Annotated in this window: 14 protein-coding genes and 2 pseudogenes; 13 read left to right on the top strand and 3 right to left on the bottom strand. The window is 58.4% G+C overall.

The window, feature by feature from the left end; genetic code table 11:
- Positions 1–154: 154 nt before the first annotated feature.
- Complete coding sequence (locus QAZ47_RS06985) at positions 155–2269, bottom strand: hypothetical protein (protein WP_224570035.1); 2115 nt, start codon at positions 2267–2269, stop codon at positions 155–157.
- Between the two features lie 1348 nt (positions 2270–3617).
- Between QAZ47_RS06985 and QAZ47_RS06980 the strand changes: the two genes are divergently transcribed.
- The 6 genes from QAZ47_RS06980 to QAZ47_RS06955 all read left to right on the top strand — a co-directional run bounded on the left by QAZ47_RS06980 (position 3618) and on the right by QAZ47_RS06955 (position 9526).
- The gene (locus QAZ47_RS06980) at positions 3618–3947 is read left to right on the top strand and encodes a hypothetical protein (RefSeq protein WP_081714433.1); all 330 of its coding nucleotides are present in this window, start codon (positions 3618–3620) and stop codon (positions 3945–3947) included.
- Positions 3948–4018: 71 nt separating this feature from the next.
- Positions 4019–4261 carry a nodulation protein NopA gene (locus QAZ47_RS06975; RefSeq protein WP_224570034.1) on the top strand — a complete coding sequence of 81 codons (243 nt, stop codon included), beginning with the start codon at positions 4019–4021 and terminating at the stop codon, positions 4259–4261.
- 117 nt (positions 4262–4378) lie between these two features.
- Positions 4379–5269 (top strand): hypothetical protein, encoded by an 891-nt coding sequence (locus QAZ47_RS06970; protein ID WP_024505382.1) that lies wholly within the window; start codon positions 4379–4381, stop codon positions 5267–5269.
- Positions 5270–5501: 232 nt separating this feature from the next.
- A complete protein-coding gene (gene sctV / locus QAZ47_RS06965; protein ID WP_063169272.1) occupies positions 5502–7565 on the top strand; it encodes a type III secretion system export apparatus subunit SctV in 2064 nt (687 codons plus the stop codon).
- A 53-nt stretch (positions 7566–7618) separates the two neighbouring features.
- Positions 7619–8161, top strand: coding sequence for a tetratricopeptide repeat protein (locus tag QAZ47_RS06960; protein WP_082826568.1), 543 nt, complete (start codon positions 7619–7621; stop codon positions 8159–8161).
- A gap of 894 nt (positions 8162–9055) precedes the next feature.
- A complete protein-coding gene (locus tag QAZ47_RS06955) occupies positions 9056–9526 on the top strand; it encodes a MucR family transcriptional regulator (protein WP_024505385.1) in 471 nt (156 codons plus the stop codon).
- 228 nt (positions 9527–9754) lie between these two features.
- Here the strand turns inward: QAZ47_RS06955 and QAZ47_RS06950 are convergent, their stop codons facing one another.
- Positions 9755–9967, bottom strand: coding sequence for a cold-shock protein (locus QAZ47_RS06950; protein ID WP_008874821.1), 213 nt, complete (start codon positions 9965–9967; stop codon positions 9755–9757).
- Positions 9968–11510: 1543 nt separating this feature from the next.
- Positions 11511–12632: a DUF418 domain-containing protein gene (locus QAZ47_RS06945; RefSeq protein ID WP_063169274.1), complete on the bottom strand. Its 1122-nt coding sequence runs from the start codon at positions 12630–12632 to the stop codon at positions 11511–11513.
- A gap of 751 nt (positions 12633–13383) precedes the next feature.
- On the opposite strand from QAZ47_RS06945, the gene QAZ47_RS06940 reads away from it, so the two are divergent.
- The 7 genes and pseudogenes from QAZ47_RS06940 to QAZ47_RS06910 all read left to right on the top strand — a co-directional run bounded on the left by QAZ47_RS06940 (position 13384) and on the right by QAZ47_RS06910 (position 23544).
- Positions 13384–13842 carry a response regulator transcription factor gene (locus QAZ47_RS06940; protein WP_224570033.1) on the top strand — a complete coding sequence of 153 codons (459 nt, stop codon included), beginning with the start codon at positions 13384–13386 and terminating at the stop codon, positions 13840–13842.
- 244 nt (positions 13843–14086) lie between these two features.
- Positions 14087–14519 (top strand): annotated as a pseudogene (locus tag QAZ47_RS06935) (helix-turn-helix domain-containing protein); the annotation flags it as partial.
- Between the two features lie 619 nt (positions 14520–15138).
- The gene (locus QAZ47_RS06930; protein ID WP_024505389.1) at positions 15139–15798 is read left to right on the top strand and encodes a response regulator transcription factor; all 660 of its coding nucleotides are present in this window, start codon (positions 15139–15141) and stop codon (positions 15796–15798) included.
- On the top strand, positions 15795–17123 hold the full coding sequence (locus tag QAZ47_RS06925) for a HAMP domain-containing sensor histidine kinase (protein ID WP_063169275.1): 1329 nt from the start codon (positions 15795–15797) through the stop codon (positions 17121–17123). Before QAZ47_RS06930 ends, QAZ47_RS06925 begins: the two co-directional genes overlap by 4 nt.
- A 1950-nt stretch (positions 17124–19073) precedes the next feature.
- Positions 19074–20378 (top strand): annotated as a pseudogene (locus QAZ47_RS06920) (pitrilysin family protein); the annotation flags it as partial.
- A gap of 9 nt (positions 20379–20387) precedes the next feature.
- Complete coding sequence (locus QAZ47_RS06915) at positions 20388–21653, top strand: pitrilysin family protein (RefSeq protein ID WP_128311092.1); 1266 nt, start codon at positions 20388–20390, stop codon at positions 21651–21653.
- A 415-nt stretch (positions 21654–22068) separates the two neighbouring features.
- Complete coding sequence (locus QAZ47_RS06910) at positions 22069–23544, top strand: NAD-dependent succinate-semialdehyde dehydrogenase (protein ID WP_095769043.1); 1476 nt, start codon at positions 22069–22071, stop codon at positions 23542–23544.
- The last annotated feature ends 556 nt before the right edge of the window (positions 23545–24100 follow it).

The following is a 24100-nucleotide window of genomic DNA, read 5'->3' as shown; positions in this document are numbered from 1 at the left end:
GTCAACAGCCGGTAACGCGACATCGCAAATCGGCCCTGACGGTAGCCGATCGACTCCAATCGCCGGACCGCAACTCGCGCAGCGGCATTCGCGGTTTGGCCAGGAGAAATGCTCGCTGACTCACAGCGTGGCCGGCCGCATTCTGAGTGCCCTGTCATGCAGCCTGCGCCGACGGGAGCTCGGCACGCGAATGGCGTGGTTGGCGGCCAAGCCCTGAGGTCAACAAGGACTTACAGAAAGCGGGGGTGAGTTTGCCGCGATGAATTATGACCTTCTCGCGACCGGACCTAGCATCGGCTTCCTCTCGCTCTCGATTGTAGCCGCGCTGTTCGTTGGATTTAACGTGGCAAGCGGTGAATTCGGAATCAGCCAGCCCTTCCAAGTTTCTGGCCATGACGGGGCGACTCGTGTGGATGTGCACCCACATCGGGCTCGGCATCGCACCATTGACCAGCATCTTGGGCTGCAGCTTCATCTCAAACAGCTTTCCTGGCTCGCCACGCAGCGCGACCGGTGCCTCCGGCGGCATCAATTCGTCGGCATTGCACAAATGTTCCAGGTATTTTTGCGCCGGAAATGCGTAGGTCTTCATGCAATCAGTCGTAATGCCGGCTTTTCCTTCATTCAATGCGTTGGCCTGTCCCAGCACCATGTTCAGCAACCCTTTGAGCTGGTCTGTGCGTTCGTGCACTTTGGGTAGCTGGGTGGAGGTGAGTAGCAGGCGTACATTACGCCCCTGCAACCCGGCGAGACAGGTTTGCATCTCAATGGCCTGGGCTCGCAGGTACTGGGCCACATCGTCCACGACCTTACCGGCCTCCTCAGGCTTCATCTGGCGCACTTGGGAGACGACGCTTTGCTGACCGGCCAGATCGAACTGCAAAAGTTCGTCCAATCGTTTGAGCCGCTCCGTCAATACCTCCATTGACAACGCGGCGCCCCCGATTGTCGAGCCTGCCCCCGACGAACTCGCAGCCACCTCTTGCGCTCTCACCTGTGTACTCGCAACTTGATCCGAGCGCGCGAGAACCTTGGCTGCTGGCACTGTGCCGGCGTTCGCAGCGACTGGTGTTGATGGCTGCCCGGCGGCAGAAGTCCCGGCGCGAGCTGCCGACTTATGCTTTGACTTCCCTTTCCTTCGCGCTGTAGTGCCTTCTGACACTGCAGCCGTACCAGCAGTGTCAGCCGGTATCGCAGCGCCTGCCCTGGCCGGCATCGCAGCGCCCGCCTGGGCCTGTGGCGCCATGATGGCTGACGGCGGAGACTGCAGGTTCAACAAGTGCATGGCATCGTGCGCAGTGATCCATGCATCGTCCACGATCCGTTCGAACAGTTTCAATGGGAGGCCGGCATCTGGGTAGGTATGGCTTAGCTTGGTATGCACCTCGTGCAACGCCAATCCAAAATCCGAAAGCCGCTCCATGATTTTTTCTACAACCGCGCAATCATGAGCGTTGAGTGTTTTGCCATCATCCATTATGCCCTTCGCCAAAGAGAGGGCGCGAAGAGCTTCTTGAGCGGCGCTTGCCATCAGCTGCACCACTCCATTTCGACCGACGAGGAGTTCCTTCAAATCTGGCTCGAACCTGCTCGCCCGCAGTTCAATCTTGGCCCGCGCAAGACCGATCCGCTCACGGACCAGCCAGATCCTGACACTCAGTACCGAGCCGGCACGCAGCCGCAGTGCGCACCGCTCGGCTTCCCGCATCACGGGCGTTCCACTGGATAGGCTAGCGGTGGCAGCGCAGGCGGATCGCTGCCGTTCGGAGCGCCATGCCTTTTTTTCCCACCACTTAATTGCCGCCGTATGGTGGTTCTCCACATTTAAAATCAACAGCTCCTGCCGGTCCGCCTGGGAGTAGGAGTAGAGTTTATCGACCATACCTGCCGCTTTCTTGGTCTTTTTGTCCAATTTCGTGATCGTCGACAGGCCAAGTTTGTCTACTTCATTCGCGGCGTCGCACACGATCTGGCAACATCTACGCACCTTGTCGTCTGGCATAATTGTCTGCGCCTCAGCCGCAGGCAGGCTAGCGCGGTACTCCAGAATTGCTGAGGCTGCATCGACGACCCCACTGATCAGCTCCACCGCCTCCTCGGGGACGTCGGTTTTCCTGGCCGCAGCCTCGCAATCAGTCAGTTGTTGAACAAGACTGTTCATTCTGAGCTGTGTCGGACTGATATCTTTATTTGACGATGAGCTGGTGCCTTCCACCTGCGCGGTTGATAGTTGGCTACCGACCGGCGCCATGGCTTCGCCCTCAGACATGGAGGGAGAACCGCGCCGCCTTGCGGCTGCGCCACGTGGCGCTACGGTTCCGCGTGGTGGCGCAGCGGCTCCACGTGGCGGTGTGTTCAGGATTTGATCTTCGCCAATCGAGGCGCCTGGCAGACTTTCGCGGGCATCGCCTGGACCGCGCGCAACTGGAAGGGAGGAGGGCCTCCTATCGGCGTCCCCAGAGCGCATCTGCTCCACAACGGAATCGAATGACTGTCCACCTTCTCCCGCAGCAAGACTTGATTGCGAAAGGGAACTGCTCGCCCGCCCCGCGCGGCTGGCTCCAGTTTCAGCCTGCGATTTCCGTGGTCGGCCAATGCCCTTCATATTGCGTCTCCGTAGTAGGCGAGAATGTGCTGCTATTGTGCTGGCGGCTGACGAGACCAGCGGCATCTTTCGGTTAACGTCACGGTCAGCCAGACCCGCGACGGCGTAATGTTCCCGCCAAAGTGCTTCTCAGTAGCAGGCCAAGATTGGCCCGAGCTCACAGGACTTTCGCAACGTTGCCATCGATGTCCTGAGATTATCAGCGCTTCAGTCCGCCGATTTCCAGGAACAGCGAATGAAATCAGACCAACTCGGCTAGCTCCCCTTCCTAGACACGTGCCTGACGATTTTATTGATGCGTCACTCCTCTCGTTCGCCACCGACAAAGTCACACATTTGCTTCAGAGAAGCGTGTGCGTTGCGTATCACGCGGACCATTTCGATCTATAGTTACAAAAAGTGTCGAGACGGGACCTTTGGATCCGAAGGTCAGGCACGGCCGGCCTAGATAGACCGCTTGGCTGACGATTAGCTGACGATGGGAGTTCTCACGAACAGGGCAAGAAAATCCGACCGCTTCAAGCTTTCGATATGGTGAGAAGAGGATCCGCACCGGCCTCCCAAAGCCGGCAGACCATCCCATGTTCGTACGGTCGCCGACCTTCTCGAAGCCAATGAGCTCACCGCGCCGGGCCGTGATGTGCAGGCGAGAGAATGGTGATGCAAAGACCGAGTTCCTGCTCGTTGCGTGCGCCCGTGGAGCCAGCAAGAATACGGTCATTGCGGTCATGCAGCACGTGGACCGTGTCTCCTGTTCGACACCACAGCATCGAGGATGCAAACGAGCTGCTGCGGCTGCCATTCGGTCGCGGCATGCGTGGACGGCGGGATTGGCCGAACAGCCGAGATCGTGGTCGACTGTTCGATGCGAGAGCAACATCCTGCAGAGCATACGTTTTTGCGCTGGCCGGTTTTTGTCAAAAGCCGTCAGGTTCTCGAAAGCTCCCGCCCTTAGCTTGATCGAGGCTAACCTTTAACACGTCGCCGCCAATGGCAAATGCCGGAGTACCTGATGATAGCAGCAATTGGGAGTGGAGTTGGCAACCTCGGGACTTCCTTGATCCGAAAGGGCCATGGGGATTCGAAATCCGAGCATTCTGGTGATGGCAAGCCGGCTGATGGCAATGATGGCAAGCCAGCTGGTGGGAATGATGGCAAGGCAGCTGGCGGGAACGATCGGGCGGATAACCGGACCGTTTCAAATGATCAACTTCAAGACAACTCACAGTCTGCAGCACAAAGTGAAGCCTTCCAAAGTATCCTGCGATCGTTCGCGTTCCAATTCGCGAACGATGCGATGGCTGAGGCCGATGAAGCTTTGGATGACACAGAAGATGCCTGACGCGGGAAATCCGGCGTGAGGTCATACAGGCCGTTATTGACGGCACAACTCCAACAGAAAAAGGAATGATCATGGCTGCAGTTGATAATAATAAAAAATCAGGCAATACCAATACCAGTAGCGCCGGCAATACCGATAAAACTAACAGTGGCACTCCCGGCAATACAAGCGGAGCTGATGCTACTGCTTTTCAGGCGCAAGTGCAGGAACTAACCAATGTTAGCTTGGAGGCGACGAAAAGGAGTGTCCAGTTGCGCACTCTAACGACCAATCTCCAGACCATCAAGAAGGCCGCCGACGAACGCGTTTCGTAATGTCGGAAGCGGGTTTTAGACTGCCCCCTAGCGCGTCTCCTTATTGACGCGACGTAGTCCCGAAATGAGCCGCATGGCAATTGCCATGCGGCTTCTATCCTGTTTGAGAGATGCTCTGTGGATGACGCCGTTTCCCTCCGTTTCGAAGTGCGTTCGGGGCACTATTGCGGTCTGACCGGCAAGACGGATCTTCAAAAGTGTTTAATCGGCAGCGGCTTCGATGCCGATTTGGTCTTTGTCGAGCAGGGACTGGCACCGCATCACCTTCGTGTAACTCTTCTTGGCAAGTCGATCGAACTGGAGGCGCTTGCACCCGGACTCAGTATCGAGGGCAACCGGAATATCGCCGCAGGCCAGTCCGTTGTTGTGCCCCTTCCTGTCGTCCTGCTCGTAGGCGAGATGTCCATTGCTTTGTCCGTGCAGGATGCAGAGCCGCCTGGTTCGACCGGCATACCGCGCCTACCGATCGGTGTGCTCGCCATGGTCATAATCAGCTCACTCGGGATCGGCGCGCTTTCAGGCACGATCTCCTATCTTGGCAATGCAAGTGGATCGAGCCCCAATTCACTTCGGGCTGAAGTCGCGTCCAGAACGATCAGTCACCGCGCTGACAATGAACTTACGGAGGCAGCGGCCCAAGAGCTGCAGGAGGAAGTCGATCGAGCGGGTCTTCTCGACGTCAAGATTGGGTCGGCAAAGGGTGTTGTGACCGCCGAAGGCACCGTCACGTCTGAATCGGTCATCAGTTGGCAGAAGCTTCAGCAATCGTTCGATCGTCGCACCAAGGGTACTCTAACACTGGTGAACGGAGTGCTCATCAAAGAGGAGAAGGCGCCATCCGCAATCGCGGTCGAAGCTGTGTGGCATGGGGTCCAACCATATATTGTCATCGACAGCGAGAAGTATTTTGTCGGCGCCATTTTGGCTGATGGATGGGTGGTCGAACGTATTGAGGACAGCCGTGTGCTGCTGAGCAGGAATGGCCGCATTGCTGCTCTCCAATATTGAAAGCTCGCAGGCCCCATCAAGCAGCACTCTATGGCCAGCCAAACATCCTGTCGCGCTCGGTGCTGACAAGCTGGCTGCGTTGGAAACATTTGCTGCCCAGCCATTTCGCGCCTGCTTGTGGCTCTCATGCAGGGTCACGCGCTGGCCAAGGCTGAGGCGCCTTCGGAGTTCGAAAGCCACGTTTCATGGCGTAACAGCAGAGTAAGTCTCAACCGATTGCAAAGGTGTCTCGATGGCCAACGTCCTGCGTGACTTCATCAAGCGTGCGCCGGCCAGCCCGGATTTAATGGTTGCGTTGATGCTGCTTCTGGCTGTCGCGATGATGGTCATGCCTATCCCGGTCGTGGTGGTCGACGCCCTGATAGGATTCAATATGGGGTTGGCCATACTGCTGATGATGGTTGCCCTGTATGTCAGTACTCCACTTGATTTTTCCTCTTTGCCCGGCGTTATTTTGATTTCCACTGTATTCCGTCTCGCGCTCACGGTCGCAACGACGCGACTGATCCTGGCCGAGGGGGAGGCCGGCAGCATTATTCATACTTTTGGCGATTTCGTCATTTCAGGCAATATCGTGGTGGGTTTCGTCATATTTCTGGTCGTCACCATGGTGCAATTCATGGTCCTCGCGAAGGGTGCCGAACGGGTGGCAGAAGTGGCGGCGCGTTTCACGCTGGATGCTCTGCCGGGCAAGCAAATGGCGGTCGACGCAGAGCTACGCAACGGCCACATCGATGCCAACGAATCCCGCCGGCGGCGCGCCGAATTGGAGAAGGAAAGCCAACTCTATGGCGCGATGGACGGCGCGATGAAATTTGTGAAGGGCGATTCCATCGCCGGGCTGGTGGTTATCTGCATCAACATGCTGGGTGGAATTTCGATCGGCCTGCTCTCCAAGGGCATGTCCTTCGGCGAGGTACTGCATCACTACACTCTGCTGACGATAGGCGATGCATTGATATCGCAGATTCCGGCCCTTCTGCTCTCCATTACTGCGGCGACCATCGTCACCCGTGTGACTGGGACGGCGAGGATCAACCTCGGTACAGAAATGGTCAGTCAGCTCACGGCCAGCACTCGAGCCTTGCGACTGGCGGCCGGCGTCCTGGTTGTAATGGGGTTCGTTCCTGGGTTTCCCCTCCCCGTCTTTCTGATGCTGGCCGCAGTGTTCGCTGCGGTAAGCATTGTCAAGGCTGATGTGCTGGGCGCCGGCACTGCCGATGCGAAAGGTGGAACTGCAGCGGAGCCTAAGCAAGCCGCGCCTGCGAAGGAATTCCCGATCGCATTTTTTCTAGCGCCAGATCTTATGCAGGCGGTCGATCAAGCCGAATTGCAAAAACATATTGGGCGCGTTTCGCTCCTGGTCACAGCCGATCTGGGCATTATCGTTCCTCGCATCCCTGTCTTGGTTGACGAGCAGCTGCCTGAATCGCAATTCCGAATTGATGTCGAGGGCGTGCCAGTCGAACAGGACGCCTTAGATCCAAACCAGATGGCGCTCCGAGCCGATGTAGCGCACGTCGACTCGAGCGGTGTCCCCCTTAGACGTGAGCCGAAAACGGACAGACTCCCGGTTGAACATACCCCTGCAAAGGCCCTTACGGGCGCCGGCACGGAGCATAGGGCTCCCGGCGAACTCCTCGCCTTGCGCGTCCATGCAGCGTTGACCCGCTACGCACCGCGATTGGTGGGCATCCAAGAGACCCGACATTTCCTGGGCCGAATGGAGCAGGAATATTCTGAGCTTGTGAAAGAGGTGCTACGCACGACGCCGATTCCTCGGATTGCCGATGTTCTGCGCCGCCTCCTGGAGGAAGGTATCCCAATCCGCCACACCCGTCTCGTGTTGGAGGCATTGGCCGAATGGAGCGAGCGTGAGCAGAACGTTGCCCTGCTGACGGAATATGTCCGTTCTGGTTTGAAGCGACAGATCTGCCACCGCCATGCCAACACGGAGGGCATCGTGTCCGCCCTGGTCGTCGAGCGCGAGAGCGAGGATGTGATGCGTGGCGCGGTTCGAGATTCGGATGCAGGCCCCTATCTCGCACTGGAGGATCGGCAAAGCGAAGCGATGCTATCACAGATACGTCAGGTCCTTTCGAACGCAGAACCGGGTCAAACCCGCCCTATTCTGTTGACGTCGATGGATGTCCGACGTTTCGTCCGCGGCTTTCTGACGCGAAACGGGGTTGATCTCGCCGTGCTGTCTTATCAAGACCTCGCCTCCGACTTTACAATTCGCCCCGCAGGATCCGTCACACTCCCGCACGGATCGAACAGCGGATTGTTAGAGTAGTCCCACCTTTCCTAACTGAACGCCACGCGCCTCCCCGATAACTGAGAGATAACATGAATAGTAATACAGTTTCTCCATCGCCTATGTTTCTGCGCCGGAACTCACTTCTTTTTGCCGTACTCGCCATTCTGCCTTTGGGCGGTTGCGCCAGCTGGCAAAAGCCGGCTCTTTCCGTGCAGGAGACATCTTCCCCCGAGTTGCTCAGCGCCGATCAAATCGATCCGGCTATGCGCGAACGCATTTTGCGCGAAGTTGGTCAGGATGTTCAAGAGCGGGCTTTGCGGGATGAGGTGAAGCAGCACCCGGACAATGTTGATGCGGCGATACGACTTACAAATGCCTTGGTGGGCCAGAAGCGCCCGCACGAAGCGGTTGAGGTGCTCGACAGCGTCTTGGTTGCAGCCCCAGGAAACGTACGTGCATTGAATGCGAAGGGCGTGATTTTGGACATTGAGGGGCGGCATGACGCGGCACAGGCCCTGTATCGGCGAGCTCTCGAAAACGAGCCAGGCAATCAGATGGTGCAGCATAACTTCAATCTGTCGCTTGCCTTTAACGGCAAGTCCGAACAACCAAGGTTAGCACGATCGCAATAGGTGGGCACAGTGCATGCGCAGCCTGTTCCCCGGCTCGAACACGCGCTCGGCTCCCATCATAGATGGCCCCCTGAAGAGAGCCATATCTATGCAAAACAGTTGCTCCAGATCTGGCCGGCAGAGATCGGCAGGAGAGCCGGATGACATCACGCGGCCACCCGCAAGGCCACCCGCCTCGCTTCGTTGCCAGAGCGCCCTCTCCCTCGCCGGTCACCGTCTCGCAATGCGGCGACCTGGCTTAAGGCGGTCGACCGAGCGCCCGATGCAGTAGCCATGAATACGTAACGCAGCGATGGACCCGCCGGATCGTGTCGCGCTTGTGCTGGCCGTCCCTGCCATTACAGCACGGTGATTGTAGCTGGATCATATTCTAGAGGCATCGATGGTGTGGATGCCTTCGATCCAAACAATCGATTTGTTGAATTCGTCCGCCTGAGGAAATTAGCTGCGGCGATCCGACTTCCGACGCCTGCAGGCGCAAAACCAACAGCGTGAGCGCTGCGGGTCCGGAGGCAGGCTGCAAAGTGCAATCACCAGCGCTGATAAGCGGCAAGTGAAGAATGTATCGCTCGGGCAACTCCTGTGTTGTGCACGGTTGCCCCGCGAGGTGAACTGTAGCAGCTTGGCAGCTCAGCGTTCACGAAAGGAGAAAAGATTTGGGGCCAAGCAAAGACCGGCTTTTTTGATTGTCTTGCTGTATCGCTATGGTGGGGCGGGCGCGACCGCTCCCATAATTCAATACGCTGCCTTTAGCGATGGACGATGACGGGATGCGTCGCCGAGACTTCAATGGTGGAGGAGCAGCGCACCCGTCGATCCATTTGCTTTCAGCGGCAACCGCCACTATGAAGCGACACTTCGCCCAACTGTGTTTCAAGCTGCCCGGAGAAGTTTATGACAGAAGAACCCCACAAGACCGACATCCTCATCGAGCTCACTGCCGATGTTGTATCAGCCTACGTCTCCAACAACCCCGTCCCGGCGGGGGAGCTTCCTGCCCTGATCGCCCAAGTGCACGGGGCTCTAAACGGCACGGCTGGACTCATACCGGCAGAAGAGCCTGTGCCTGTAAAAAAACCTGCTGTCCCGATCAAAAAGTCGATCGAACCGGACTACATCATTAGCCTTGAAGACGGCAAGAAATTCAAATCGCTAAAGCGCCATCTGGCGACGCACTATGGTCTGACCCCAGACGAATATCGCGCCAAATGGGGTCTGCCGTCGGATTATCCCATGGTGGCGCCGAATTACGCCGCTGCGCGCTCCGCCTTGGCCAAGACCATGGGACTCGGCCGCAAACCGAAAGAGCCGGAAGCCCCAGCCACGGCGCCGGCGAAACGGACCCGCAAGAAGGTCGCAGCCTAAATCCGTATCAACAGTCGTTCGGACGCGCAGCAGCCGTTGGCCCAATCTGCGCGGAATCAAAGGGCGGGGATGAGCCCCGCCTTTCCCGTCCAAGAGCCTCATTTCCAGAGTAATTCATGATGGCTCCAGCAATCCCTGCCGCGGCATTAACTTGCATGCTCCGGCCCGGGTTTCGAGCCGTCAATGCGTTCCGGCGATGACGAACCTTGCCAAGGCTTTCCCGGACCGTTAGCCAGCCTTGCTGAGGCTGCCTGCAGAGGACTTTCCCGTGCGGCGATCCTGTTCCACCTCGTAGTTGATCTTCTGGCCCTCATTAAGGGTCGACAGGCCCGCTCGTTCAACAGCGGAAATGTGGACAAAGACATCCTGACCGCCGTTGTCAGGCTGAATAAAACCAAAACCCTTCGTGCTGTTGAACCACTTCACCGTTCCAGTCGCCATATCCATTCCTTTGTAATAAGTCGCAACTTAGGCAGGCCATTCACGCCAGCCTGATTTGTACACGAGACTTTAGGCGCATCAAAATCGGAAAATTGCAAGGCCCACTCGATCGCCTGATCTCCAGCAGCAACTGCAACATATGCGAGGCGCGTGCCAGACGAGGCGTATGCCAGACGTTTCGTCGTGCGCTGTCGCTCGAACGTTGACAGAAACAATGACACACCTTGCAAACTCGGCACATCTTGTGGACGTGCTCGGGTCGCTTCTCGACTGCGATACCCGCTCCTGACCGGGTATCGTCGGCCAAAATGAGAGTTTTTGTCATGTGCCGCCAGACCGAAAGATCAGGCGCGCAGCGACCTGCACATTCAAACCGGAACCCGCGAACCTCGATTAGCTTCTGCCTGCTCCGAAGGGCGGTAGCCTGCTCTGAGGCGGGCCACTGTCGGGTTGAAAACCAACTGTCGGGTTCGGAACCCCAGATTGTCGGCAAGGTACGCGCCGCCCACTGGTTGGCCAAAGGGGCACTGGCTCCTGATCCTGCCGCCATGCTCGCCCGATCTCAACCCGATCAAGACAGGTCTGCTCAAAACTCAAGGCGCGGCTGCGGAAGAAGGCGGCCAAAACTTTCGACGCTCTCTGCGGAACTCTCGGCGATATCTGCCAGCTGTAGGAGCCAAATCAAAAACCATTAATTGCGACAGGTGATTTTATGACATTCATTGCGAAGAGGCCAGAATGAACAGCGGAAGAGAGTAGCAGCTCTCTGGTCGCGGCGAGGTGGATCGTCGACACGATCGGCACCTGGCCCGTGCGGGGATCGCACCGCAGCCAGCACCAGAGCCAGACCTTGACCGCTTGCCTTGCTCAGGCGCCACAACAACGAGTGGCTGGAAGCAGATCCACGTGAACTCAGCGATATCGATCAGACGATGCTTACCCTCATGAAAGCCGATCCCGACGCTGTCCAGCGCCGCGAAATCCTGACCAGCATATGGCGCATCGGATGCCACCGCCTGCACACTCACCATCGACATGCCGGAACTCGGAACCAAAGGCCGCAAGCCTCGCCGGCCTCGGCAAAATGGAGCGGCCGCGCCTTCATCCGGGGCGGCCGGGCCAATGTTCGCCAGGCCCTCTACATGCCCGGCCCTTCGCCCTGCGCTTCAACCCCGACCTCAAGGCAAAATACCAGGCGCTAAAGGCGGCAGGCAAACCCGCAAAGGTCATCATCTTGTTGCGAAAGCTCCTCATCCTAGCAAACGCTCTCCTCAAGGCGCAGCGAAAATGGCCCCTAAAACCCTTGACCGAAACGGATACCTTAGCCTTTCAGGTGAGGCGGGCCGAGATAGACCAACCGCGGGTTTAACTTCGCGAGTTTAAGCTGATTATGCCGATGCAACTCTAGCGCCTGCGCGACCGTTTTAGCTTCCATCAACAAGGCGGCAGGCTGGGAGGAAGTACCCTCCCCTGCCGCGAACAAGCTTTGGACAAAGCCCCACCTTGTCCGTAATGTGATCGGGAGGCCGGGGCGCGGCGGTGCTCAGCGGATGTGACGCGCGAGATCTGCGACCCTACCCATCAGCACTTCCATCGGTCCTCGCTGGAAGATGCGCAGCCAAAGCACCGCAAAAGTGCTGATAACCACAACGAAGCCAAAGAGCGTGGACAGGCTCTCGTCTTTGAAAATGTTTATCTTCATAAGATAGGCTATTCCCGCAATGTGCAGCACATAGGCCGTCAAAGACATCGAGCCGACTGCGATTATTGGCCAGACCAGCTTTCGCAGACGCGGGAGCGCATCCACAGCGAGCATGCAAGCCGCCAAGATGATCATTGCGCAACCGGTGCTGCCCACGATCGAAAGCGTCGTTTCGCTATGAGGTGCGGCTATCCATGACGACTTGACTATAAATGACGACTTGGAAGGCTCAAAAGCGCCGTCAACGTCAGACCACCACAAGGAGGTTTCAGTCAAAGCGCGGGAACTCAGCGCGAGCAAGGATCCCCCATGGCCCAACACGGCCAGCGCGACCCCCGCCAGACCAAGGCGCCAATGCGCTGCTAGCGTATTAAGATTAAGGCGCGCGATGGCCATGCCAGCGATGAGGAAAGGAACCCAGGTCACCGCGGGATAGTAGCCGTTGACCATGAGGTTGAAGACCGGGTCGAGGAGGTTGGGGGCAACCGACAGAAGGGAGGAACGGACTTGCGGGAGAACTAATGCCGTAGCGGCAGCGATCAAGCCCAGCTGATATGCGCTGAGCCGATGGAGCGGCAATACCAACAAGAAGCAAATTCCGTAGTATTCTAGGATGACTTCGACCTGGGTACCGAGGCAGCCCAGGATTGAGCCAAGCGCGAGCAAAACAAGGGCACGAATTGCGACTCTGGCGATGGCCTGTCTACCGGCTATCCCCGACTTCGGCGCCTTGCGACCTGTAATCAGGAGGATTGAAAAACCGGCCAATACGGCAAACAGGGCCGACGGCCGCCCATGGGTTAGTTCCATCAGAAACCCGACTAGTCCTCCTTCGCCGGGGTCGGGACCGAGATGGGCGGCATACATCCCGAAGACAGCCAGGCCCCGAGCGAGGTCGATGCCGACCAGCCGATCTACTACCGACCCATTCCTAGCGTCGGCAACCGGTGCCTTCATTACCATGGTAGATTCCCTTGTTGGGTGTGTGGATCGCGGGAGCCGCGATAGGAGAGCCGGTCGGCTGCTGCCGTCGCCTCGTGAAAGGGTTCAAAACATCGCGCCATCTGGCGCATCGAGCCGGCGACAGAGCTGTTCAGCCATTAGCCTGGGGTAAGAACAACAGATCGGCTCACAAAGCCTGTGTCACGGACCTGAAAAGTGGTGTCGCGGAACCGTCGTTTTTTGCATGATGGCTAAGCCGAGAGATCCACTGCACCGACGAGAGACTCAGCGACGTTAGATATCCGATCAGTACGCCGCGGCTCCGCCGGTGACGATCACCCCGGGTGTCAAGGCCAGGGCGTAAACCTGCCATAATCTGTGGTAGTGCGCCCGCGACCAATCCGTTCGACAAAGCTCGGCGCATGGTCGAGCCAATCATATTCTTCCATGTGGCTGTTGCCTGAAAAACCGAAGACGCCGTTCGCTGGTCCAGCTCCAGACCTCGGCCTGCGTCGGTCATTAGAACCGGCGCGCCTGTTTCCCAAATCAATTTGCTGATGCAGCCGCCGGGGGTCACATTGAGCAAAAGTGCCGAGTTCAGGACGGGTTTCATAGGGGCTCTTCGTTTGGCTTTGTTAACGACCCCTTTCTTGCAAGTTGTAGCTGACAGCAGCCTGAAAGCTCCCCAAATAATTCGCTGCCGCCGGTTCAGCCTATTGTCAGCTTCGACCAATAAGATGGGAGCCTTGCCCTCATACCGGAGCTCGGCAGCATGATGCGAATACTGCTCACTGAAGACGATAAGGACCTTGGAAGTGCTATGCACGATCATTTGGTGGCTGGTGGCCACGCGGTCGACTGGGCCAAGAACCTGTCCGAAGCGCGCGATTATGCAGCTGTGGTCGGCTACGACCTTATTTTGCTCGACGTTCACCTGCCGGACGGCAATGGGATCGACTATCTGCGGGAGCTGATCAAGGAACTTGAATCGGCACCGGTCATCATTCTGACAGCCTGCGATCGGATTTCGCATCGCATCGAGGGCTTCAACGCTGGAGCCGACGACTATTTGGTCAAGCCGTTCGATCTGGGGGAACTCTCAGCGCGTATCCATGCAGTGGCACGTCGCCATGGGCATTTTCCGGAGCCGCAATTTTCGGTTGGGACGCTTTCCATACAGGCAGCCGAGCGACGCCTCTTCCGCGACGGGCAGGAGGTCTACCTGACTTGACGCGGATGGGCGGTGCTCGACTACCGTCTGCCCCAGCCCTGCACGGTCGTTTCAAAAGGGAAGATCGTGGACGCGCTTTTCGGCAGACGGCGCTGATTCATACTCTAAAAGAAAATTCGGCTTCCAGTTGCCTTGGCCATGACTTTCCTTCCCGAGAGATGGGTGACAGTTCATTCCGGATAGATGGGTTACACTTTCGGCCCTTTGCAAGGAGAGCAAGGTGCCTTGGAAGGAGTGTAACGTCATGGAAGAGCGGCTGAAGTTCGTCGCCCGGCTGCTGGACGCGAGAAGATGGCGGTGCTTTGCCGGGAGTTCGATATCTCGCGCAAGACCGGCTACAAGATCCTCACGCGCTACAACGACAGCGGCCTGGAGGGCTGACGGACCGATCGCGGCGGCCCTATCGCCACGCCAATCAGCTTCCGTTTCAAATCGAGAAGCTGATTGTGCGCCTCAAGCAAGACAAGCCGACATGGGGTGCGCCGAAGATACGCGAGCGGCTGGCCCGGCTGTATCCGGATGTGCACCGGCCCGCGATCTCGGCCGTGCATGCCGTGCTCGACCGCCACGGCATGGTCGAGCGCCGCAAGCGCAGGCGCAACAGGGCGACGGGGACACCACTTTCAAACGGCTGTCGCCCTAACGATCTTTGGTGTGCCGACTACAAGGGCGAGTTCGGCAGAGAACACGGCCGGGACAGGGGATCACAAACACTTGACCGTTCCAGACCCTGGCAGTGGCGCATCGATTGACCGTTGGCTCTGTTCGTGGGCACCGAAAATAGGGCCTTCTTGGTCCTCGGCAGAGAATATGGCCCGGACGGGGGATAACAAACACTTGACCGTTCCAGACTCTGGCAGTGGCGCATCGATTGACCGTCGACTCTGTTCGCGAGCGCCGAAAATACGGACGACCCCTATGGTCAAAGTGCACTTCTGACCTGCTAGGCACTGTTCGATAACTGGAGGCACCCGCTACGGTGCCCTCGTATTTAAGACACCTGTCAGTTTCAAGCCTGGACATTGACGCGTGGCGCGGCTGCCATTCGTTGACCGCCACGTCGAATTGCCCGCCAACCAGTGTACAGCCGCCGGTGGTCACATTGAGCAAAAGTGCCGAGATCAGGAGGGGTTTCATAAGGCCTCTTCGTTTGGCTTTGTTAACGACCCCTTTCTTGCAATTGTAGCTGACAGCAGCCTGAAAGCCCCCAGATATTCGCTGGCGCCGGTTCAGCCTACTGTCAGCTTCGATCAATAAGGCAGGAGCCTTGCCCTCATACCGGAGCTCGGCAGCCTGATGCGAATACTGCTCATTGAAGACGACGACGACCTTAGAAGTGCTGTGCACGATCATTTGGTGGCTGGTGGCCACGCGGTCGACTGGGCCGAGGGCCTGTCCGGAGCGCGCGGTCATGCAGCTGTGGCCGGCTACGACGTTATTTTGCTCGACGTTCACCTGCCGGACGGCAATGGCATCGACTATCTGCGGGAGCTGATCAAGGGGCTTGATACAACGCCGGTCATCATTCTGACAGCCCGCGATCGGATTTCGCATCGCATCGAGGGGCTCAACGCTGGCGCCGACGACTATTTGGTCAAGCCGTTCGATCTGGGGGAACTCTCGGCACGCATCCGTGCAGTGGCACGTCGCCAAGGGCATTTTCCGGAGCCGCAATTTTCGGTTGGGACGCTTTCCATACAGGCAGCCGAGCGACGCCTCTTCCGCGACGGGCAGGAGGTCCACCTGTCTGGACGCGAATGGGCGGTGCTCGACTGCCTTCTACGCCGGCCCGGTTCGGTCGTTTCAAAGGGGAGGATCGAGCACGCGCTTTATTCATTCAATTCGGAGTTCGAGAGCAACACAGTGGAGGTTTATGTCAGCCGGCTCCGCAAGAAGATCGGCGGGGATAGAATAGCAACCGTGCGTGGCTCCGGATACAGGCTCGTGGTCACATGACGAACTCGAACAGCATGACGAGAAAGCTGATATCGTGGTTAGGCGGGGCAACGCTCCTGGTTTGGATCGCCGCCCCAACCATTGCTGCGTTCATTTTTTGCAATAATGTAAACGAAAGTTCGGATGACTTGCTCCAGGGGAGCGCAGAGTACAGAGAACCAGAGCTGATCAAGGTCTTGAATGGAAAACACGTTGATCAATACAATAACCACTTGCCAACTTATGAAAAGTACTGGACCTATCGTGAGCAGGTTATTAATAAGTACGGGGTAGTGCTTATTTCTGAACCGGAAGAGGGTCAGCAGCCCTTCCCTGATGCTCCCCTGAGTAACGGCTTTTGGCGAAACGCTGATTACCGCGTCTACACAGAGGAGATCCAAGACGGCGTGTATCATCAGTTGGCCGAACCGCTTGATGGCCGCCGTACCACAATCGCGAAGGGCGCACTTTTTGTCTTCCTTCCGACACTCGTGCTCCTGCCCTTTAGCTTAGCTGTTTGGTGGATCGTGATCCGGCGCTCGCTGCGGCCAATCGAGGTACTGCGACAGCAGATCGGATCGCGCGACGGCGGCAATCTGTCACCAATGGACTTGGGCGATTTCCCGGCAGAGTTGGCTCCAATCGCGGCATCCGTCAATCGGCTTCTCGATCGTCTGCGGGCGGCTCTCGAGGCCGAACGCGAGTTCGCCGCAAACAGTGCGCATGAACTGCGCACGCCGATCGCAGGTTCAATCGCTCAGATGCAGAGATTAGTGGCCGAGCTTCCCAATGGGTCGGCCAAAATGCGTGCGCGCGGCATCGAGCAAGCGCTGTCGAGCCTTGGCCGCCTTGTCGAAAAAGTGCTTCAGCTCGCTCAAGCCGAATCGGGGGTTGGCATGGCGGATCACGCGATCGATCTTGTCCGATCGGTTCGGCTGGAAATCGATGACCTGAGGAAAAAGCCGCAATATGCCGGACGCCTGCATCTTAACGTCGACGGCTGCCCCACTTTGATGCGCAAAGTGGATGTCGATGCGTTTGGGATCCTCCTTCGTAACCTGATCGAGAATGCGCTGATACATGGACTGCCCACTGTTCCGACAACAGTTTCCGTCCAAACTGATGGAACCATCGCTATTGCAAACGCCGGACCGGTGGTGCCCCTCCCCGACCTCGAAGGGCTTACAAAGCGATTTAGTCGTGGTGCTACTCCTGCTGCGGGCTCAGGCCTTGGTCTACATATCGCTAACATGGTTATCCAGCGGATCGGTGGCAGTCTAGAGCTTGCGTCGCCCGCCCGCGGTCGCAATGATGGTTTCGAGGCGATCATACGAATTCCTCAATGACACCGGTGAATTCGACGACAGTTGGACACAGGGCGGATTGCTGGCAAGGCTGCTGACAGGGCGAACTGTACGGCAGTATGTATACGGCGTAGAAATCGTACTTCACACAACGCATTTCGGCCGCGGCAATCAATGCCGCTATCATCGTCTGAGCAGTTCGATCGAAGCGACACGACATGATCGGCAAAATCGAAGGCTCCGCCTCACCGCTCGCTCGATTTCGCCCGGGGAGAAAAAAGGCCATCCGAGAAAGTGCAAGCCGCCGCGCAAAGGCGACGTGTCCAATTGTCTGGGTGCCCCTGTGCGCCGGCCCGATCGGGTTGGCGCAGGTCCAGTAAGGACCCGGACCAACCATTCCATTTAGACGACCGGCAGGTTTTAATCGGCGTCCGGATCGCCGTCCCAAAATGCCCCAAGTATACGGCTAGAAAGGCTGCCAACGATCGAGCTTTGGTCGGAGGCGTGCTTGTCAGCGTCTTGGGTGCTTGACCGGCCTTTGCAATGGCCATCGCCATCGCAAGTATCGTGCGTGGCCAGTGAGACCGCAATTTCATCAGCCTGGAGCCGACCGTATCGGTGCTTTTTTATGATTTAGGGATTTTTCGTTTTCCTCTTGGATCATCACGGGTTTGGAGAGGATCTGGTGTTAAGTGCCATTCGGAGCGCCGGCGAACGGCCCGAAATTAATGTGGTCGAGTGATGAAGCCTCCCGAATGCGTTAAACGAGACCCTTTATGGCGGCCCTGGCTGACAACAGTCTGAAAGCTGCAAGCGGCATGCGAAAATGGGGCGATCCTGAATGACGACAGATGCTATCAACATGAAAGAGGCTCGCCCTGAAAGCTGAGCACGCTTTATGCTCAGGCTGCTGACAAGGCCAAAGCAGCGTAAGTGCGTAGTGAAATCCAAGGTCCACATGGGTCGTCGCGCGTCCCATGCGCCTGGGAAGGCGCCGGCCCGGCCAAGCTTTCCCAGCTCGTCCGCATGATGCTTCGCTGAGCGTCAATGGACGTTGGCGCGAGACCAAGGCGTCGTGCGTTGCAATCCGGACGGTCCAGGGTATCAGGAGTTTCACGGCCTCGGCCCGCTTGGCTGGCCACAGTTGAAGCTCCAACGTACCGGCTGGCACCGGGAAATTGGGCTCTGCGCTGCCTCAACGCTGATGGCACGGTCAATGCTTGCCTACCGATGGGGCCGCCCATGCCGTGATGCTGTCGGTCGACGTTCGCAAACCAGACCCTCGCGAGACCCAGCGAAGGGGCTCGCCGGTACGACGAGGGACCTTACCTCTTTATGCGCGGCATCATTATCGAGGATGACATGTTGCCTTACACGTCGTCCCTCGCGCTCGGGTCTTTGTGGGGCGGATGAAGTCCTGATCGCGGTGGCACTGCTGCATGTTTGCGTAAGACCCATCCAGTCACGATCGCGCTGTCCTTCGATGTCGCGGTGCTGATAGGCGGGCAGATCGGTGTGCGCGGCGCCCGCCAAAGGATCGTCGTCACGCCGGAGGAGGCGAGCGTCATAGCCGGCGCGCCGGCGAAAGGCGCTTTCTGTCGGATGCCCGACAATGTCGGATATCGCAAGTATCAAGGTTGGATCAAACCTTGCGAATCGGGGCTTTCTTACTTGGCACGGGGCATGCTCAGGTATCCGCAAACACCCAATGGATAACGAGCAGACTTCCCATGGCCTCACCATGCCGAAAGTTTCCCGGACGCATCCAAAGATGAGGCTCGCGTCAGGCCCAGCAACACGCTGACGGCTCATGTGGCTCGGCGTCGCGTGCCGATCCACTTTCTCCCAATAGGCGTTCGGGAGACATAGATCCTTCAAAATGAGGAACAGATCACTTTGCCAGGAACGCAGCCCATAACCCCACTCTCCCTACCAGAACTACCAAGCAAGCCCCGCACTCATGGGCTTCGCAGGACGTCCGTTGCGTCCGAGTTGGTCGGCGCGGGGCCGGCTCCGATCCCCGTCGCATGGGAGGACGGCAAGGCGAGGGATTTCGTGCTCGACAACGGCATGGAGGTGGTCGTCATTCCCAACCACCGGGCGCCGATCGTCACCCACATGGTGTGGTACAAGATCGGCAGCGCCGACGAGCCGCCGGGCAAATCCGGCATCGCCCATTTCTTCGAGCATCTGATGTTCAAGGCGACGACCAACCATGCGGGCGGCGAATTCGACCGCGCAGTGTTCGAGATCGGCGGCTCCAACAACGCCTTCACCTCCTCCGACTACACCGCCTTCTATCAGACAGTGGCGCCGTCGGCGCTCGAGCTGATGATGAGCTTCGAGGCCGACCGAATGCGAAACCTCATCCTGACCGACGATGTCGTCAAGACCGAGCGCGATGTGGTCATCGAGGAGCGCCGCTCAAGCACCGACACCAACCCGCAGGACGTTCTCCATGAGGAGATCGACGCGACGCTGTGGCAGAACCACCCCTATCGCATCCCGATCATCGGCTGGATGCAGGAGATCGAGCAGCTGAACCGCGTCGACGCCACCGTCTTCTATGAAAAGTACTACTGGCCCAACAACTCCGTGCTGATCGTGGCCGGCGATGTCGAACCGGACACGGTGCGGGCGCTGGCCGAAAAGACCTATGGCAAGGTGGCGCGCGGACCTGACCTGCCGCCGCGCATCCGGCCGGTTGAGCCCGAGCAGAACACCAGGCGCACCGTCACGCTCTCAGACGCCCGCGTCAGCGTGCCCAGTTTTTCGACGCAGTGGGTGGTGCCGTCCTACCACACCGCCAAGCCGGGCGAGGCCGAAGCGCTCGACCTGCTGGCCGAAATTCTCGGCGGCGGTAACCGCGGCCGGCTCTACCAGGCGCTCGCTGTCCAGCAAGGTATCGCTTCCAGCGCCCGCGTCTATTTCCAGGGCACTATGCTCGACGACACCAAGTTCGCCATCTATGGCGCACCGCGCGGCGATGCCAAGCTGGCTGATCTCGAAGCGGCGGCCGCTGCCGAAGTTGCCCGCATTGCCGAGGATGGTGTCAGCAACGAGGAACTAGGCAAGGCCAAGGACCACTATTTGCTCAATATGATCTTTGCGGAAGACAACCTGGACTGGCTCGCCAGCATCTACGGCTCGACGCTGGCCACCGGCGGTACCGTGAAGGATGTCGAGGAACGGCCGAATCGCATCCGCAAGGTTACCCCCGAGCAAATCAAAGCAGTTGCCGCCCGCTATCTCGCGTTCGACCGTTCGACCACGGGCTATCTCTTGCCCAAGACGGAGAATCAAGAGATGACGCTCGGCGCTCGGCCCCATGCTGCGATGAACATCCAGGAGGTGAAGTCCGAAAAGGGCATCATCGCCTGGCTGGTGGAGGACCACACAGTGGAAATCGTCAACATCGGCTTTGCCTTCAAGGGCGGCACCAAGCAGGACCCGGTCGGGAAGGAGGGGATGGCCAAACTGATGGCCGGCCTGTTCATCGAAGGCGCTGGCCATTACGACAGCGGTGCCTTCCAGGTGAAGCTCGACCATGCCGGCGCCGAAATGAGTTTGGACGCGCAAAGCGACGACATCTACGGATCGATGTGCATGCTTTCCAAAAAGCAGGACGCGGCGTTCGGCCTGCTTCGGCTCGCGCTGAACGCGCCGCGCTTCGAGCAGGGGCCGATCGATCGCGTCCGCGCCGAGATTGTCTCCCGCATCGTCGGCAGCGAGCGAGACCCTAACGCCATCGCTCAGCGCAAATGGCTGCGCGCGATCTATGGCGCGCATCCTTGTTCAAGGCTGGGAGAAGGCACAAAAGAGAGCCTGCCCGGCATCACGCCGTCCGACCTCCGCGCCTTCCACCAGGCCATTTTCGCTCGCGACGGGCTCCATATTGCCGTGGTGGGTGACATTGACGCGAACACGTTGAGGGAAAGGCTTGACCAGCTGTTTGGTGATTTGCCTGAGCAACAAACCCTCGTCCCCGTCTACGATGTCGCGCCGAAACTCGGTCAACTGGTGGAGGAGAACTACGACCTGCCGCAGACTTCGCTGACGTTGGCCTGGCCTGGCGTGAAGCCTAGCGCGCCGGATTTCTACGCGGCCGTGCTGCTGAACGACATCCTTGGCGGCTCATACTTGACTTCCCGCCTTTACGAGGAGGTACGTCAAAAACGCGGCCTTGCCTATCACGTCAGCTCTGAACTAACCCTTGACTCGCTTCTGGTTACGACAGAGACACGCTCGGACTGCGCTGCCCAAACACTGAGCATCGTGCGAGATGTGGTAAAGCAGATGGCGCAGCAAGGACCGACCGGGGCCGAGCTCAAGGCGTCGAAGAAGCACCTGATCGGCGCCTATGCCATCGACCAACTGGGCTCGACCCGCTCGATTGCAGACCGGCTCCTGGATTTGCAGATTCACAAGGCCGACGTCGACTACAACCAGCGTCGCGCCCGCAGCATCGGTCGGGTGACGCTCAAACAGGTCAAGGCGGCGGCCAAAAAGCTGCTTTCGGCCGAGCCCGCCATTTTGGTGGTCGGCCCGCCGCTGGGCGGCAAGGATGAGTAAAGAAACTCATCTCACCTTCCTTCTTCATCGGGGCTTCTCGTGGGAAGAGCGAATGTGGAGGCCCGTGGGCCAAGCAGATCATGCAGACGCGCGGAGTCGTTTTCGCCGACCTTGCGCGGCATTGGCGGTCCGGCGGCCTCTCGCCGAAATGGCGCTCCTCAGCATGTATGCCGCCTTTTTGCAGAATTCAGTCGCATGCCACCAGCAGGCATGGTGGATGAAGCAAACATCCGACTGCTTAATCCATCAATTGATGAACCGCGGGCACTCAAACTAACGAAACTGCTGTCTTTTCATCGGGCTAGCGTGGTCTACCAGCTGCTTTGCCGAGGCCCTACGACGAACCCACTGGTGCAGAATACACACTGACGGCCTGTCGACCTGGATGTTCGCTGCGTTGAGGAGGAATCCGGTATTGCCCCTGTGCCTGCCGATGATCCGCCGTCTGAAATCCCCGCACCTGTTTGGAGCCATCGACCGCCTGCCGGCACTCGGCAGACCAGTTGGCAATAAGACGTTCGAGGTCGTCAATCCGTCGACCGGCGAAGTTTTGGCAGAGCTTCCCGATATGGGCGTGGAGGAGACACGTGCTGCGGTAGACAAGGCCTATGTTGCGCAGTCGGGATGGGCCGCGTTGACGGCCCGAGAACGTAGCGACGTTCTTTGGCGATGGCATCAGCTGATCATCGACCATGCAGGCGATCTCGCCGCGATTCTGACTGCGGAAATGGGCAAGCCGCTTGCCGAAGCCATTTCAGAGGTATCGCATGCGGCGGCGTATCTGCAATGGTATGCCGAGGAGGCCAATCGCGTCTATGGCGAGACGATCTCGGCACCCTCGACAGACCGCCGAATGCTAGTGATCAAGCAGCCCATCGGCGTTGTTGGCACGATCACGCCATGGAATTTCCCGGCCTCCATGGTGGCGCGCAAAATCTCGCCGGCCTTGGCTGCGGGCTGCACAATCGTGCTCAAGCCCGCTGAACAGACGCCGCTCGTGGCTGGCGCAATGTTCGCCCTCGCCCATCAGGCCGGCTTTCCCGATGGCGTGGTCAACCTGATCTATGCGTCCGAAGGTGATCGCGTGGGCCGTGAACTCTGCACCAATTCCAAGATTCGAAAGATCAGCTTCACCGGTTCGACCGAGGTCGGACGGCTGCTGATGCGTCAGTGCTCTGACCAGATCAAGAAGGTCAGCCTTGAACTCGGCGGCAATGCACCTTTCATCATCTTCGATGATGCCGACATTGACGGTGCTGTTGACGGTGCGGTCCAGGCGAAGTTCCGCAATGCCGGCCAGACCTGCGTTTCCGCGAACCGCATTTACGTCCAATCGAGCGTTCACGATGAGTTCGTCAAGAAATTCGTGGAAAGAATCCGGCACTTGTCGGTTGGCGACGGATTCGATGCCGGAGTGGACATCGGACCGCTCATCGACAAGCATGCTCTGGCCAAGATCGAGTCTCACGTCGCAGATGCCATTGCGAAAGGCGGCACAATACGATGCGGGGGCCAGCGTATCGGCAAGAATGGCACGTTTTTCGAACCCACGGTCCTCACCGAGATTTCCAGCGTCATGGCAGTCGCGCAAGAGGAGACATTCGGGCCGCTCGCGCCGATCATTCGCTTCAACGATGCGGATCAGGTCGTGCGCGAGGCCAATGACACGATATACGGCCTCGCCGCATACTTCTATGCCTCAAACCTGAAGCGGGTCTGGCGTGTGGCAGAGGCTCTGGAATATGGCATGGTTGGCATCAACACGGGACGCATGTCCTCGGAGGCGGCACCGTTTGGCGGGATCAAACAATCCGGCATCGGGCGGGAGGGTTCCCGTCATGGCCTCGAGGACTATCTGGAAATGAAATATCTTTGCATGGGCGGGATTTGAAACCTGCTGCACTGTCTCTCCGCCCCACCGGGGGGCGGCCTGCGGTCAATGCCGCCACCTAATTGGAAGTTCCAAACGCCGTTGACCTGAAACACGGATGCCCGGCAGGAGACTGAGCTCGCTGTCGGGCCGGACATGCCTTGGGAGGGCATAAGTCAGCGCTCCTAGGGCCGATGGGCCACTCAGTTCGTGCGCCTTTTGCCGATTGCGTTGCATGTGCCGTGCCAAGCCAAAAAGCATTGATAAACCGCCGATGGATCAGCTTTTGCCCTGTTGCGCATTCTACATTGTGGGATATGCGACAATGCCCAAGCGGTTGAATCGTCGTGTTGCAGAACCCCAGACGGGTCATGACTGCTATTCTTAGGACAGTGCGCAGCAAGCCGCTACTCGCTGCACTCCAGGCACACCATTTCCATAATCAAGCGGTGGGTGCTATGTTGACCGAGCTGTCGACCAGGGAACGGTGTGAGGCCTCAGATCCCTCCATATTGTTGCACCCGCCGGTCCAACAGGACTGCAGGTCCGGCCTCAAAGGATCTTGGCTGCTATGGCG

This window comes from Mesorhizobium sp. WSM4904 (assembly GCF_029674545.1).
Taxonomy (GTDB): Bacteria; Pseudomonadota; Alphaproteobacteria; order Rhizobiales; family Rhizobiaceae; genus Mesorhizobium.
Note: the sequence above shows the minus strand (reverse complement) of the source record. Positions and strands in the feature narration are given on the sequence as shown.